Annotated in this window: 16 protein-coding genes; 1 reads left to right on the top strand and 15 read right to left on the bottom strand. The window is 46.3% G+C overall.

Annotation, left to right across the window (positions count from 1 at the left end; translation table 11 throughout):
- Positions 1–187: 187 nt before the first annotated feature.
- From ACWHX8_RS01875 to ACWHX8_RS01855, 5 genes are read right to left on the bottom strand one after another with little or no spacing between them, the layout of a single operon-like run.
- Positions 188–1,498, bottom strand: a complete 1,311-nt coding sequence (locus tag ACWHX8_RS01875; RefSeq protein WP_447970279.1) for a PilX N-terminal domain-containing pilus assembly protein — start codon at positions 1,496–1,498, stop codon at positions 188–190.
- A 13-nt stretch (positions 1,499–1,511) separates the two neighbouring features.
- Positions 1,512–2,120 carry a PilW family protein gene (locus tag ACWHX8_RS01870; protein WP_447970278.1) on the bottom strand — a complete coding sequence of 203 codons (609 nt, stop codon included), beginning with the start codon at positions 2,118–2,120 and terminating at the stop codon, positions 1,512–1,514.
- Positions 2,121–2,123: 3 nt separating this feature from the next.
- Positions 2,124–2,546 (bottom strand): type IV pilus modification PilV family protein, encoded by a 423-nt coding sequence (locus ACWHX8_RS01865; RefSeq protein WP_447970277.1) that lies wholly within the window; start codon positions 2,544–2,546, stop codon positions 2,124–2,126.
- Complete coding sequence (locus tag ACWHX8_RS01860) at positions 2,543–3,013, bottom strand: GspH/FimT family pseudopilin (protein ID WP_447970276.1); 471 nt, start codon at positions 3,011–3,013, stop codon at positions 2,543–2,545. Before ACWHX8_RS01860 ends, ACWHX8_RS01865 begins: the two co-directional genes overlap by 4 nt.
- The gene (locus tag ACWHX8_RS01855; protein ID WP_447970275.1) at positions 3,013–3,786 is read right to left on the bottom strand and encodes a prepilin peptidase; all 774 of its coding nucleotides are present in this window, start codon (positions 3,784–3,786) and stop codon (positions 3,013–3,015) included. The genes ACWHX8_RS01860 and ACWHX8_RS01855 overlap by 1 nt, the downstream gene beginning before the upstream one ends.
- Positions 3,787–3,924: 138 nt before the next feature.
- On the opposite strand from ACWHX8_RS01855, the gene ACWHX8_RS01850 reads away from it, so the two are divergent.
- A complete protein-coding gene (locus ACWHX8_RS01850; protein WP_447970274.1) occupies positions 3,925–4,167 on the top strand; it encodes a response regulator transcription factor in 243 nt (80 codons plus the stop codon).
- Here the strand turns inward: ACWHX8_RS01850 and rlmB are convergent.
- The 10 genes from rlmB to cutA all read right to left on the bottom strand — a co-directional run bounded on the left by rlmB (position 4,151) and on the right by cutA (position 13,703).
- Positions 4,151–5,011 (bottom strand): 23S rRNA (guanosine(2251)-2'-O)-methyltransferase RlmB, encoded by an 861-nt coding sequence (gene rlmB, locus ACWHX8_RS01845; protein WP_447970273.1) that lies wholly within the window; start codon positions 5,009–5,011, stop codon positions 4,151–4,153. The genes ACWHX8_RS01850 and rlmB overlap by 17 nt on opposite strands.
- Positions 4,920–6,431: a cysteine--tRNA ligase gene (cysS, locus tag ACWHX8_RS01840; RefSeq protein ID WP_447970272.1), complete on the bottom strand. Its 1,512-nt coding sequence runs from the start codon at positions 6,429–6,431 to the stop codon at positions 4,920–4,922. The genes rlmB and cysS overlap by 92 nt, the downstream gene beginning before the upstream one ends.
- Positions 6,432–6,566: 135 nt before the next feature.
- A complete protein-coding gene (locus ACWHX8_RS01835) occupies positions 6,567–7,211 on the bottom strand; it encodes a YqaA family protein (protein WP_447970271.1) in 645 nt (214 codons plus the stop codon).
- A 272-nt stretch (positions 7,212–7,483) separates the two neighbouring features.
- Positions 7,484–8,830 carry a transketolase C-terminal domain-containing protein gene (locus ACWHX8_RS01830; protein WP_447970270.1) on the bottom strand — a complete coding sequence of 449 codons (1,347 nt, stop codon included), beginning with the start codon at positions 8,828–8,830 and terminating at the stop codon, positions 7,484–7,486.
- Between the two features lie 97 nt (positions 8,831–8,927).
- Entirely contained in the window at positions 8,928–9,689 is a 762-nt protein-coding gene (locus ACWHX8_RS01825; RefSeq protein ID WP_447970269.1) for a carbon monoxide dehydrogenase beta subunit family protein, read from the bottom strand.
- Between the two features lie 61 nt (positions 9,690–9,750).
- Entirely contained in the window at positions 9,751–10,074 is a 324-nt protein-coding gene (locus ACWHX8_RS01820) for a pyruvate ferredoxin oxidoreductase (RefSeq protein WP_447970268.1), read from the bottom strand.
- Positions 10,075–10,101: 27 nt separating this feature from the next.
- Positions 10,102–10,806 (bottom strand): 2-oxoacid:acceptor oxidoreductase family protein, encoded by a 705-nt coding sequence (locus ACWHX8_RS01815; RefSeq protein ID WP_447970267.1) that lies wholly within the window; start codon positions 10,804–10,806, stop codon positions 10,102–10,104.
- Positions 10,807–10,889: 83 nt separating this feature from the next.
- Positions 10,890–11,780 carry a thiamine pyrophosphate-dependent enzyme gene (locus tag ACWHX8_RS01810; RefSeq protein ID WP_447970266.1) on the bottom strand — a complete coding sequence of 297 codons (891 nt, stop codon included), beginning with the start codon at positions 11,778–11,780 and terminating at the stop codon, positions 10,890–10,892.
- 483 nt (positions 11,781–12,263) lie between these two features.
- Positions 12,264–13,244, bottom strand: coding sequence for a M23 family metallopeptidase (locus ACWHX8_RS01805; protein WP_447970265.1), 981 nt, complete (start codon positions 13,242–13,244; stop codon positions 12,264–12,266).
- 123 nt (positions 13,245–13,367) lie between these two features.
- A complete protein-coding gene (gene cutA / locus ACWHX8_RS01800; RefSeq protein WP_447970264.1) occupies positions 13,368–13,703 on the bottom strand; it encodes a divalent-cation tolerance protein CutA in 336 nt (111 codons plus the stop codon).
- Between the last annotated feature and the right edge of the window lie 36 nt (positions 13,704–13,739).

Genomic DNA, 13,739 nt, shown 5'->3' with positions numbered 1-13,739 from the left:
CATCATGTACACAGCGCAAAAATACACGTCATACAGACGGAAGTATATTGGAACGGCTATAACCAGAAAATTACGGCCAGCGCGCTGGATAAAAAAATATACATGTTCGATCAGAGTGAGGAGAGGTTGAAGTGAATAACGATATGTATCGTTGTCTAGAAATCCCTGCCCCGCTTTTTACTATGTCTTACAGAAGTTGTTTCCACTTCTTAACAATCAGTGGTTGACTGAGAACGGCAGTCTTGATGGCACAACTATCGTACGCCACACTGAATGAGCCGCCCAGATCAACAAGCTTATTCGTCCAGACTGCTCCCTCAATTCGTATTGACCCGGTCGCTCCATTCACACGGATGGTTCCTGTACCGAGTAGTAGTCCCTGCCAGTGCACTGGCCCTTCAAGAATAACATCACCAACGATGAGAAGAATTCCAACTCCTTGCATATGTCTTATTGAGATACCACCAGGCATTGACGATGCATCCACTAACACCGTTTGCGAGGATGACATATTCCCCCAGTTGACTCCAGACTGATGGGTCGTCACGAGGTTAGCCCCAGACTTTAACGAATCAATCACGTGCAACAAAGATATCTCTAGCACGCCTTGCTGCGGAGACGGTGGAACCCCAGAAAACGAAGCTGGACCTGTTGCTGGCTTTGCACTGCTGGTATATATCGGTGGCTTGGAAGACGCTATGCGACATTGATCATTTCCGCTCAAGACATTCAACGGACCCACGAAGGATGCGCCCTCCTTTGCGTAAATTGCTGCAAGGACATGGGGGATTGGAGGATGAACGACATCGACCTCAATCGTCGCCGCCCCACCTATTCCACCGGCTGATGATACAATTCGTTCAACAGGATACGATCCCTCTATCGGGGCATGGCTTGTGAATTCCAGTGGCCTTACGGTGTTTGCCGTTGGATAGCCATACAGTATGACATGGCCAGCATTCGCTCGCGTATGCGTTTTGAGACTTCCATCACTATCGACATAATGAGGAGCGTCAGATCGATGTCCATCTCGCTCAGCATCATATTCAGTTTTGTGCTTCACCTTTACCCAGTAGGATAAAGATCGTTGAAGGCTATTCTGTAACACAATGGAATTATGTTGATTACCAACGACGGGAAAATAGTTTGTATGACCTTTGTAAAACGTCGAATCGTGTGATGAGCTCCAGTTGGCGGAGGTGAGGATATACGCAGTCCACCGAGGGTCGTAGGCTTTCGTAGAATCCTCAATCAGTTGTGGATTGCTACGCACATCTCCACGCAACCGTGCTCTCCCCTCAGCAATCCCCGCTTCGGCATGATAGAAACGTTCGACTCCCCGCCGATAGTTTCCACTGATCGTAATTTCTGTTGACGTCGCGGTCAGCACGGTTGCTCCCATGACACTTAAGACGGCCATGAGAATGAGCGCGGCAATTAACGCAACACCTTGCGTATGCTTTCGTGAGCAATTGCCGATGTTGAGTACGTCCATCATACGCGTATTCGCTCTATGACAATCCAATATTCCTGAGCGTAATTCGTGAGTGCAACGTGAATGTCCTATACCCTTGATTGAGGGAATAACGCTGATCAGGTCTTGCGGTTCTGGCTTTGACGGTAACGGCCACCTGCCGAATCTGTCGTGCGTCGATTGTTGGAACGCCGTTTCGATTAAAATATTGAATGGAAAAACTTTCAATATGTTCAGCCAACGGCTGCCGCCCACCACCTGTATCACGACGTAAGGTCAACGTCTCCTGATCATGTGAATAGCGAATGAATTCATGCGAATCCGTCGGGCTTCCATTGCCATTGAGGTCGGCTTTGATGTGAAGTTGTGTGGGATGATAGACAATCCCGTCAAAGTCATTGACGGGATTGGTGTCTTGATTGACATGACGTGGATCATATCCAGCCATTTTTAGCTCACGGACAACGACATCCATGGCTGCTCGAGCATGTTGTTGCATGTCGAGCGTATCGTCTCTTGCAACTTGAGCTCTGACTTGACTGGAATACACCGTATAAATCGTGCCTACAGTCACGACGCTTAAGGCAAGAGTGATGACGACCTCTATCAGCGTAAATCCTTGATCTTTTTTCACCTTTTCCACCATTCTCTACTCCGTTAATAGAGTGGAGAGCGACGTCGCATGTGCATCAGCATCCCAGGCCACAGTCACAGTGACTGTCTGCATGCCCGACGCCGGAATCTCGGCTTCAACAACAACAGTTCGTTTGAATAACGGGGCGTCACTCATTGCACCGTACGGTTCCGTACTGGTGACCACTCCGGTTATTGACCGTTGATACCCAACACGATGGACCTCTTCCATTTGATCCTGCGCCAAGGTGGCAGCAATCGTCATTTTCTGACTCAATGACATCCCAGTGATTGACACGGTGGAGAAGCCAGAAATCCCTACGATCACAATAGAGACCAGCACCATAGCCATCAAGACTTCCAACAAGCTACTTCCGCGATTCGTGGTCACTCGCGAGAACACATTAAGTGCGTCCAGAATGAACATGTTCGTATTCATGATTGAATCTTCACTCGGCCTGTAATGCCAACTGTGACACGCTTCATTCCCGCTGCATTGGAAAGGGTCACGGTTGCAAGATTCGAAGCGGTACCACGCGGATGAAAAATTGGATGATTCGTACTGACAAGCATGACATCTTCATAGTCCAAATGAATATCACGAATGCTCAGAAGCTCCATTGGGTCTGGCTTCCCATTATTGTTGTCGTCATCCAGCATTGAATAACGATGCGCATCAAGAAATGTAATACGTTGTTTGTTGCCTTGCGTCACAGCCTTCGTCTTTGCTGCCATGAAGTCTGACACCACCTGCCGCACGGCGCCATTCAATCGCCATTTTGGCAACTGAGATGCAAGCCAGGATTGACTGAACAGAAAGACGATGGCCAGCAATCCTAATACCGTCACCAGCTCAATGAGGCTATACCCACCTCGAGCTTGCAATGACGTCACATTCAGTTTCATCAAAATCGTCCAAAGTACCAATTCATCAGGTCTGTTCCGAAGAACATGGTCAAAGTCGCTCCAAGGGCCAAATACGGACCAAATGGAATATACTGTCCTCTTTGTATAATCTTAACAACCAGGAGAATCACACCGATCACTGCACCAACAATCGAGGCTAACATGAGTGTCAGCAAGGCCGCCTTCCAGCCAAGAAACGCCCCAACCATTGCTAGCAGTTTGATATCACCTCCACCAATGCCTTCCTTGCCGAATACGTAGGGGCTGATCCAGGCCATGCCTAACAAGACCCCTCCACCCACCAGCACCCCGATCATGGAATTCACAAACCCAGTTGGCAGCACCGTTGACGCCGCAAGCACTCCGAGCACAATCCCCGGCAACGAAATGACATCTGGAATAATTTGATGATCCCAATCAATCCACGTAATCACTAAGAGCGCAGAAAACAATATGGCATAAATCACCGACTCCCACTCCCACCCGAAGCGCCAAAGAATGGCCACGTACCCTAGCCCATTCGATAATTCGATTAGTGGGTAACGTGGAAGAATCGATGCGTGGCAATGTCGGCATTGCCCACGCAGAATAAGAAAACTCACGACAGGTATGTTGTCATACCAGGATATCGTCTGCTGACAATGTACGCAGGCAGAACGAGGAAACACAATGGAGAGATCTTGAGGAATGCGGTGTATACAGACGGTCAAAAAACTTCCGATAATTAACCCAAAGAAACATACCGATCCATACTCTAGCAGCAACGGTATCATGGACATCTCCCACTCACGTTGATATTAGTCGAATCTACGTAAAATCATGAGTTTACTTTCAGAAAGTGGCCTGCTACGATCCCCTACTTAGTTTAACGGTTGTCATACTTTGATGCATGCATGCTAGGAATTCCACCAGTGAAAAAACGTGACCTTCCTCCAGTCAAGCGTAAGCGACCAGAAGCCTTAACGGATCGAGAGCAAGAAATTTTGCAGCTCATTTGGTCTGGACTCAAGAACAAAGAAATCGCCCAACGGCTCAAGATTAGCGTGAAGACCGTCGAAGCCCATCGGGCGAATATGATGAAGAAAGTTCGTGTGTCGAATGCCGCCCAACTCCTAAATGCCGCCATTCAGGAAGGTCTTATCCAGGTGAAGTAGGACTCCCCTTCAATCCTTCAGCCAGACGTCTCTGCCGCATTGCTTCAAACAATACAATCGCAACGCTCACTGATAGATTCAGTGAATCAATTCGTCCCAGCATCGGGATAGATACACGTTGATCGCACTTTTTTAAGACACCAGGGCGAATCCCCTGTCCCTCCGCGCCAAACACCAATGCCGTTGGTCCCGTGAGATCTACGTCAGTGTACGGTACATCAGCCAATGGATCGAGGCCATAGGTCATCACATCGGCAGATTGGAGCTTTTCTAACAGCCGGTTGGTATTGCCAGCTCGAGCGACCTGCATATATTCAATGGCGCCGGCAGAGGCTCGAGCGACTCCACTCGTCAACCCCACCGAGCGATGCTTAGGAATAAAGATACCTTGGACTCCAGCAGCGTCCGCCGTCCGGAGAATGGCTCCAAGGTTTTGAGGATCCTGTACGTTATCTAAGACAATGACAAATGCTGGCAGGTGCTGCTGTGTGACCTGGTCAAGCAACTCATCTTCATCAACATACGACTTAGCGGCAACAAGACCAACAATTCCCTGATGGTTACCTTGTGATACAAGCCGATTGATTCGGTCACGAGGCTCGACTGAAATTGGAACACCTTGCGAACGAGCAAGCCGTACAATTTCAGTATACTGCGCATCTTCACGAATCACGTGAAGACGTAGCAAGGAACGAGTACCGGCCCGGAGAACTTCTCGAAGTGCATGAAGACCGTAGACGAACTCTTGCCCGTTATCGTTTCCAGCGGGTTGTGCCGTCCGGTCGGTCTTCGAGGATGATGTCTTGGGACGCCAAGTCTTGGCGAATTTTGTCGGCCGTGGCAAAGTCTTTCCTTTTCCGGGCTTGTAATCGGTTTTCGATTTGTTGTTCAATCCACTCATTAGTGGCAGGTGCATTAATGATAGTAGGATCTGCAGATGCACTAAACGACCATCTAGATGTACCACTTATTTGAACTTGGCTAAATTTCCAGTCTTGTACCGGAAGCTGAAAAAGACCAAGCGGAGCACCAAATTTCTGAAAACACTCGAGAGCTTGAGTTTTCGCTTGATTCGTCAATCCTCCCGATGCCAACCATTTATTTATATCTCCACGAAGCCGCTGAAACTCGGCCAAGGTCTTGGGGGTATTGAGGTCATCATCCATGACATGCTCAAATTGTTGTGAAAATTCGGTAAGGATTTTTTCTAGAAGCTGGCTGTTTTCAATTTGATCTTCTTGTCTAGACTCTTCCAGTCGCTCAAATAGACCATAGATATTATCCAAAGCCGACTTGGCTTCAGATAGAGCTTTATCGGAAAAATTCAGATCGCTTCGATAGTGGGTCGAAAGCAGGAAATATCTCAAGACCTCCGCCGTCACGTCATCTTCTTTTCCAGGCTCTTCTTTCTTCCAAGGAGACTTCTCAAATATTTCTCGAATCGTGAAAAAATTCCCCAAAGATTTTGACATTTTCTCTTGGTCGATTGTGACAAATCCGTTGTGGACCCAATACCGCGCAAATTCTTCTCCCGTATACGCACATGATTGCGCCATTTCGTTTTCATGATGAGGGAAAACCAAATCTTTCCCCCCCCCATGAATGTCTAAGGTCTTCCCAAGGTGCTTGATTGACATGGCTGAACATTCGATATGCCACCCTGGTCTTCCAGGCCCCCATGGACTCTCCCAGCCAGGCTCACCTGTCTTGGCGCCTTTCCATAAGGCAAAGTCCATGGGATCCTTTTTGCGTACATCCACGTCAACGCGTGCCCCGGCCAACAGTTCTTCCTTCTTACGACCAGAGAGACGCCCATAGGCTTCATAGGCACCCACCTCGTAATACACATCGCCCTCGACCTGATAGGCAAAACCTTTCTGAATTAATACCGCTATCATGTCAATAATTTCAGGCATATGTTCGGTTGCACGAGGTTCGACATCAGGAATCCTGACTCGTAGACGATTCATATCACGATAATACGCTGCAATATACTTTTTGACGATATCCGTCCAAGGCACATTGTCTTCCTGTGCTCTCTTCAAAATCTTGTCATCCACATCCGTGAAATTCCGTACATATGTCACGGAATATCCTTTGTGCTGGAGATATCGATACAGCAGATCAAACGCCACCGCACTTCGAGCATGTCCCAAGTGACAGTCGTCATAAACCGTCACGCCGCACACATACATACGAACATGACTATCCTCAAGCGCGACGAATCGTTCTTTTTTTCGAGTCAACGTATTAAAAATATTCATGGTGTCACTAACAAGATCATGGAGATTCTACGTAAATAGACATACACTCAACAACTCAAAGGCACAAAAGACTCCTCACGTGCCTCGCAGAGACGTCACCGCCCATTGCACGCGGTCATGCATGAGCAGGTATTGCTATAACAGGAATTTAACAAGAGCAAACCCTCCAATTAATAAGACGAGGAATACAATGGAAAGTAGGTCAAAGTACTTTTCTAGGATTTGCCTCACTGACGGACCAAATATTCGCAAGGCCCCCGCAACGATGAAAAACCTCAGGCCGCGACCAAAAATTGAAGCGACGACAAATGTCATGAAGTCAATGTGCGATGCTCCAGCTGCAAGGGTAAACACTTTATACGGTATAGGCGAAAACCCCGCTGCGAAGACCGCCCAAAATGCATTATCGCTATACAACGTTGAGACTTTGTCAAATACTTCAGGCGTAAATCCCGGCACATACGCATAAAACCACCCCGAAATAACGGCCCACATCCCCATTCCAATCGCATACCCGACCATACCTCCAACAACAGAGCCGAGCAAACAAATCCCAGCAAAACTCAAGGCGCGAGAAGGCGCACTCACTCCCATCGCTATCAGGAGAACATCAGGTGGAATAGGGAAAAAAGATGATTCCGCAAATGCAATCAAGAACAACGCAACTTTTGCATAGGGTGTGTCTGCCCATTGAATGACCCAATCATAGAGAGCTCGGATAATCGTTGCCGGATGATATTGGGATCGTGAAGAAGGTGACGTAAAGGGATTCATCGGCATTGAGCGTTGAGTCTCTTCTTATAGCCGTTCCAATTGACTTCCGTCTGTACGACGTGTGTTTTGCGCTGTGTACATGATGTACATTCGGTTGGAAGTTATTTGGTTTCGCTATAATATAAAAAGTAACTCATAGAGACTGATAAGGCGTTCACGATACTCAAGATTGAAATCTTACACAGGCACAGGGGCATCTAATGAACACACATAAAAAAACCCGCCTCAGATTGAGACGGGTTTTTAAAATTTCCTAAATGCGAGAACGTCGAAAATGTCTAAATATTTTGCATGAAATGCGCAACGGCATCAGGATCAACCGAACCCATAATTGCAGAGGACGGAACGGTACTGGATTTCTTTCCTGAAAGCCCACAGACCACTTCATCAACTATCATTTCAACAGGCATTGACATTCCACCATAGACATGCGGACCAGCAACGATTTTAGCATTGGAATATCCATAAATTGCTGCGGCCACATCCTTAGAAAGCCATCCAACAAAGTTAAACTCTGGAATCACAATTAATTTGGCTTTTGAACAAAGCTTGCGAAGTTCTGCAGTCGGGAATGGTCGTAAAGATTTAATTTTAATCAATCCAGCTTTTATGCCTTTTTCTGTACACTCACGAACGGCTTCCCGGCATTGAGCAGCGGCACTTCCAGAGGCAACGAGCAACACGTCTGCCTCTTCTACATTTTGAGTTTCCAGCAACCCATCCATGTATTGGTCAATATATTTCCGAGATCGTTCAACTGCCGCCCACACCTCTTGCTGCCAAACAGCATGAATGTTATAGGCCATAAAATTTGACTTTTGCACTGGAGCATCTCGTGACAATCGAGCTGGAGGATTTTCTGCGTCTAATACGGGAACGGCGCCTCGCCATGCTTCACGTTCTGGAAGTTTCAAACTCTTATCTTGCATCGAACAGTACCCACGGGCATGCGTCACAAAGAATCCATCACAACAGACTCCGACAGGCAGCGTCACATCATTTTTTTCACTAATAATAAACGCCTTCATAATGTAGTCAAAGAGATCTTGTTGGTTCTCAGCATGAAAGACAATCATCCCGCAATGCAAAAGATAAGCAATTTCAATATTGTCTGGCTGAATGGCTAATGGAGCATTCACAACTCGACACGTAAACATGGACACGGCAGGCAGACGATGACCAGGCCACGATGCGATGGGCTCAAGGCCGCGAAGAGTTCCAGGACCGGCAGTTGCCGTAAAACACCTGACTCCTGCACGAGAACCACCAGCGATGGCTGACATGACACCGTATTCTTCTTCACCGCGATAATATTCTTTAACATACCCTTCCCCGTAGAGTACGCCGATGAGCTGCATTGTTTCACTTTGAGGGGTAATGGGATACGCAATGGAAAGGTCTACATTGGAACGACGCACGGCTTCTTTGGCAGCTTCACTCCCAGTAATAAATTCTCTTTCCCGTGGAGCCTCATTAAACATATATTCTGGAGTAACAACTTTTTGCCTTTTGGCTTCAGCATGCGGGTCTTTTTTCCCAGCCTGGGATGGAGGAGGCGCAGGAGCTGCTGTGATAGGGTCGCCTTGCGGATTTGTTTTGACTTCAGGTTCCAGTGCTTCACTCATGGGTTCACCCCTCTATGACAGTTGATGACTCTAATTATCATAAATGCTATGGTTGATTCGTGAAAAAATTACAATTTTACCTTGCTAATAGCTTTTCTTATCCTTCACTTTGCATATTCTCAGGTCGATGACCGAAAGCTGCAGCACTAGCCCCACCAGATTCACCAAGTGAAATGTTTAATGGATTGGTGTGCGTCTTTCCAGCATGAACTTGAGATTGAAGCCCGGTATATCGGACGTTTTCTCCATTGTCCGGAACGGAAATACCCATTTCCTCACGAACTCGCTTAAAGACTTGAGCAATACGTCGAATTTTTTCAGCATCTGAATCTCTCACAGTAAACATCGCATCTTCATGACCTTGCTCAGCGCAAATTGCAGAGGTCCAACAGTTCGTTCCAGCTCGAATCATTTTCAACGTAAGATTGGCATAATGACAATGCACACCAATAAAAATACAGGCTTCAATCTTATTACCCCAAATTGTAAGATTTGGATGATTGGGGTTAATCATTTCTTCTGGTTCGATTTTTGGGTATTTCGGTCGATAATCAGGCATCGGGATGATCATGACTTCCGGCAATTGAGCAGCCAGCTCTAATACAGCTTTGGCCTTATCTGCAGCATGATCATTCCAGTTCCACAGAACGAGAGGGCCAGGAAAAATAGTCGCGTTCTTCCTGGTCAGCATGGACCTCGCCATCTCTTCCATCGCTTTTTCTTCCTGAACGACATTCCCAAACTTTAGGCCGTACCCTGTCTTAGGAGGAAGAACTCCCAATTCGGCTGCTGACGGAGGATGGAATCCTGCTGGGCCTGGTTCTACAATTCTTTCTTCTGCATCTTGAGTTGCTTCCAATTGATCACCCCATAATTTTTCATTTTTTCTTGATCAAGAAAACTATCGAACTTCCGCGTTGCTACCCTCGTACAGGATTAGCCAACTTTACGGTCGTATTCTTATCCCCATACGTAATATTCTCAGTCAACGCTGAATCACCAACTTGATCGATCATTTCCATTTTAATGGCGTTATGCTTTGCCATATTGTCACACACCCAGACACACTGCGCACACCCCTTGCACCGGTCGACTGCAACATAGGCCGAACCATACTTCAGCCCTTTGTCTTTACCAGCCTCATTATTATAGAGGATAGTGTTCGCCTCTGGGCAATACTGCGTACACAACTTACAACTGGTGGCCGCACAAATTTCAGTATCGATATAAGCAATTAAATACATTGAATCCTCATATTCTTATATAAATATTTATGCCGTAGCCGCTGCCCTAGCCTCGGCGGCTTTTATGTCCCAGCCATGCTCGACAGCATAATCCCATGCCGCCTTCACGACTGCCAGGTTTTTGCCAATCAGTTCTGATTTTTTCTTAAATTTTCTCTCCACCACACTATCTAATGCTGCCGTTCCCCCGGACACCACGAATCCTTTCCCAAGGAATCGGTCTTTTACGGCTTGTTCTAGTGCTTCCATATTGGTCAAACCTGTAATGGCACCAATTGCTCCACACATAGCCATATTAGTGGCAAGGTCAATTCCCGCCACGTCAAGCGATAACGTTGTTGCAGGGATATAGTAAATCTTCGCGTTAAGTTCTTCTAATTCTCGTTTTTGGTCTGGTTCCAACTTCATTGGAGTGTCATGATTGATTAATGCAACTCCGTTCTTCTTCAATCCAAAATAGAACGGATTTGTATAGCTCTTTCCATGGGTAATCACTTGAGGGTGAAAAATCATAATAATATGCGGAAACGTGATTTCCCCGATTTCATAGATCGGCTCATCTGAAATCCTGACATAGCTTTCTACTGGCGCCATACGTTTCTCTGAACCATAAAAGGGGACAATAGTACTTTCCCCTCCAGCATTAATCACGGCTGTACTAAAAATATGAGAGGCCGTTACTACGCCTTGCCCCCCAACACCAGCCATACGAATGTTGTACCGAATAGCCATCTTATTGCCTCCTTAATCCTTCCGTAGGTCCAATCAAGAAACGTACAAATTCTAGAAGTACATGAATAACGATCTTCCCAACCTTAACCTGCAGTTACAGCTTTGGCAGCCTTTGGAAGATATTCTTTGTACCCATATAATTCACCAAGAGCTTGCTTGGCATCGTCAGTCAGATACTCGGAGAATTTATAACGATCGTTTTCAACGTCCTTGGCATCTTCCATCACTTTGTCAGTGGGAATTGCGTATTCAATATTACAAGAGGTATAGGCCTGAATATATGTTGGCCCAACTTCTCTGGCAATTAACACGGCTTTCTTGATTACGCTCTCAACTCGGCGAGGATTATTCGGAACGACAGTCGCGACATATGCACAACCCGCCACCTTCGCCATCCCTAACATATCCATTTTTTCAAACTTCTTGCCTACAGGAGCCATCTTCAACACTTGGCCCTTATTCGTCATACCACTTTCCTGTCCACCGGTGTTTCCATAGACTTCATTGTCCAACATGATAGTGGTGAACTTCTCTTTTCTAAACCATGAGTGAAGAGTTTGAGCAAAACCAATGTCTGCCATACCACCATCACCCGCCATCACAACAACGTCTTTTGGCTTATCGCCAAATCTGAGTTTAAGACCTCGCGTCAACCCACTTGCCACACCGTTTTGATCTCCGTAATTACCATAGACAAATGGAATAGCAGCTTGTGAGATCGCAAGGCGACCACATCCGGCCGTCCCTACAGTTATGGTGTCTTCAGGGTTCGGGAATGCAATCATGGCTAAGCGAATGAATAATGTCATCGCACATCCTGCGCACATTGGGTGTTCTTCAAGAATTTCCTTGAAAGTCCCAACTTGTGAAACAGAGGTCTTTTTTCCAAAAGGACCATGGTCAACCATATCCCGATATTCTTTTGGCATCCATCGATCAAAACCTGGAGTAAATTTCACATAATCGAGGCTCATATTTAACTCCTCCTTCTTCGTGTTTTAAATGATAACCATTGGGAAAATTTAAAGACTTTTCTAGAAACTCTAATTTTTACGACAGACAAAATTAGGTAGATTCACCCATATCAGTGAAGAAACCTAGCAAAGAGATTCAAATGATGTCAAATAATTAGTCATTTACAGACATTCCTTTCTGTAACATTAAACTCATGATAAACCTGTCACGCATCCGATTCAACTCCAAAGAAGACCCACCAGGCCAAAAAGAAGGCCTACCTAAGCCATAAAACCTTTAGGCCTTTGGGGGCAGAACGAATTATTCGATGAACAACTAGCAAAACGTCACGATCATGCACACATGACCTGACCGGAGAATGTTGGGTAAATCCAGGGGGCAATCCACCGGAAAAACCATACAACGAAAAGGGAAGCGGTAGGACCTTTAGGTGGGACTCTAGAAAGAATTAAGTATGCAGTAGCAAAACTAAAAACATCGGTCTAGTCGAGGATGTATTGGACCGGATCAACAACGCGGTCATTTACAGCAACTTGATAGTGTAAGTGCGGACCTGTTGAAAACTTACCGGTACTGCCTACAAGGCCAATTAACACCCCTCGCTTGACTTTTTGTCCATACTTCACATTCATTTTGGAGAGATGACCATAGGTGGTTTCAATGCCAAAACCGTGATCAATGCGGATAAATTTCCCCATTCTGGCATCATAGGCAGCGACAACAACCTTCCCTGCAGAAGGCGCTCGAACCTCAGTACCTCGAGGCGACCCAATATCAATGCCGGCATGTAAGGCTTTTTTTCCTGTAAACGGAGAAACACGCGGCCCAAACTTTGAGGTAATTGGCCCCTTGACCGGCCAAATGGACGGAGTGGAAGCCCAACGTTCAGCCCGAAGATTTGCGGTGTTCAGCAGGGTATCAAGAATATTTTTCTCCACCTTTGACTGTGTATCAATCCAGCGAAGCCCGACTTCAATGTCTCGAATTCTTTCATGCTCCGTTGGTTCCTTTCCCGTGGAAGTCAAATAGACATTCGCATCAGAAACCTGATCATCTTTCTCCGAACTCATGGCCTGACTATCGTATGGAAATTCTTCGCCACCCTGTCCTGGCACAGAGCTAGGGACTCCCTCAATTTCATCAGGCTCTAAGCCAAACATTGTCTGAAGCTTGCGATTGAGGTGTTCTAAAGACACCATTCGTTTTTTCATGCTATCAACCTCAACACCAAATACTCCCGTCCGCTCACGTGAGGTTGCCAGCTCCTGCCGAAGCCCATCCAACTCAGCCAATTGACTTCGTTGAAATATGTAATGCGTCAAAATTCCACTTTGAAGGACAAGGAGACAGAGTCCGGCGATAAGCGAATACCGTACGGTGGACTTCCGCAATTTGATCCGCAATGGATTCGAACGCGCCCCGCGAAAAACAATGATTGAGTAGCTTTCTTCAGAACCTTTCATTGTTTACCTTTTTATGCTTTTCATGTAAATGAGCCACGAGAAGTGTTGTGTTTGACCACATTCTAGCCTAACAATATGGTGACAAAAAATTCTACCCTTTTGAAAAAAAATTGACGGCCTTCATTACTCTTGCGTGATCGCAGGTTTCACTGCTTGCCCGAGCCATTCCAAGTAGTCCGCAGCCCCCACCTGAATGGGAAGTGCGATAATTTCTGGAACACTATAACTATGTTGTGCCTTGATGACTGATTCCAACATATCAAATATCTCGGCCTTTGTCTTAATGATGAGGAGAGATTCCTGCTCTTCCAATACCTTTCCTTCCCACTCAAACACAGACTGTATCGTTGGAACAATATTCACGCATGCAGCAAGCCTGTCCTGCACAATTCGTCTGGCAATGGCCTTTGCCTCAGACTCGGACCCAGCAGTGACGAAGACAACTATTTCTCCAGACATAACTCCATTCTTTTATTTACCTAAGCACTACTACGA

This window comes from Nitrospira sp. M1 (assembly GCF_965152605.1).
This window is presented reverse-complemented; position numbering and strand designations above follow the sequence as displayed.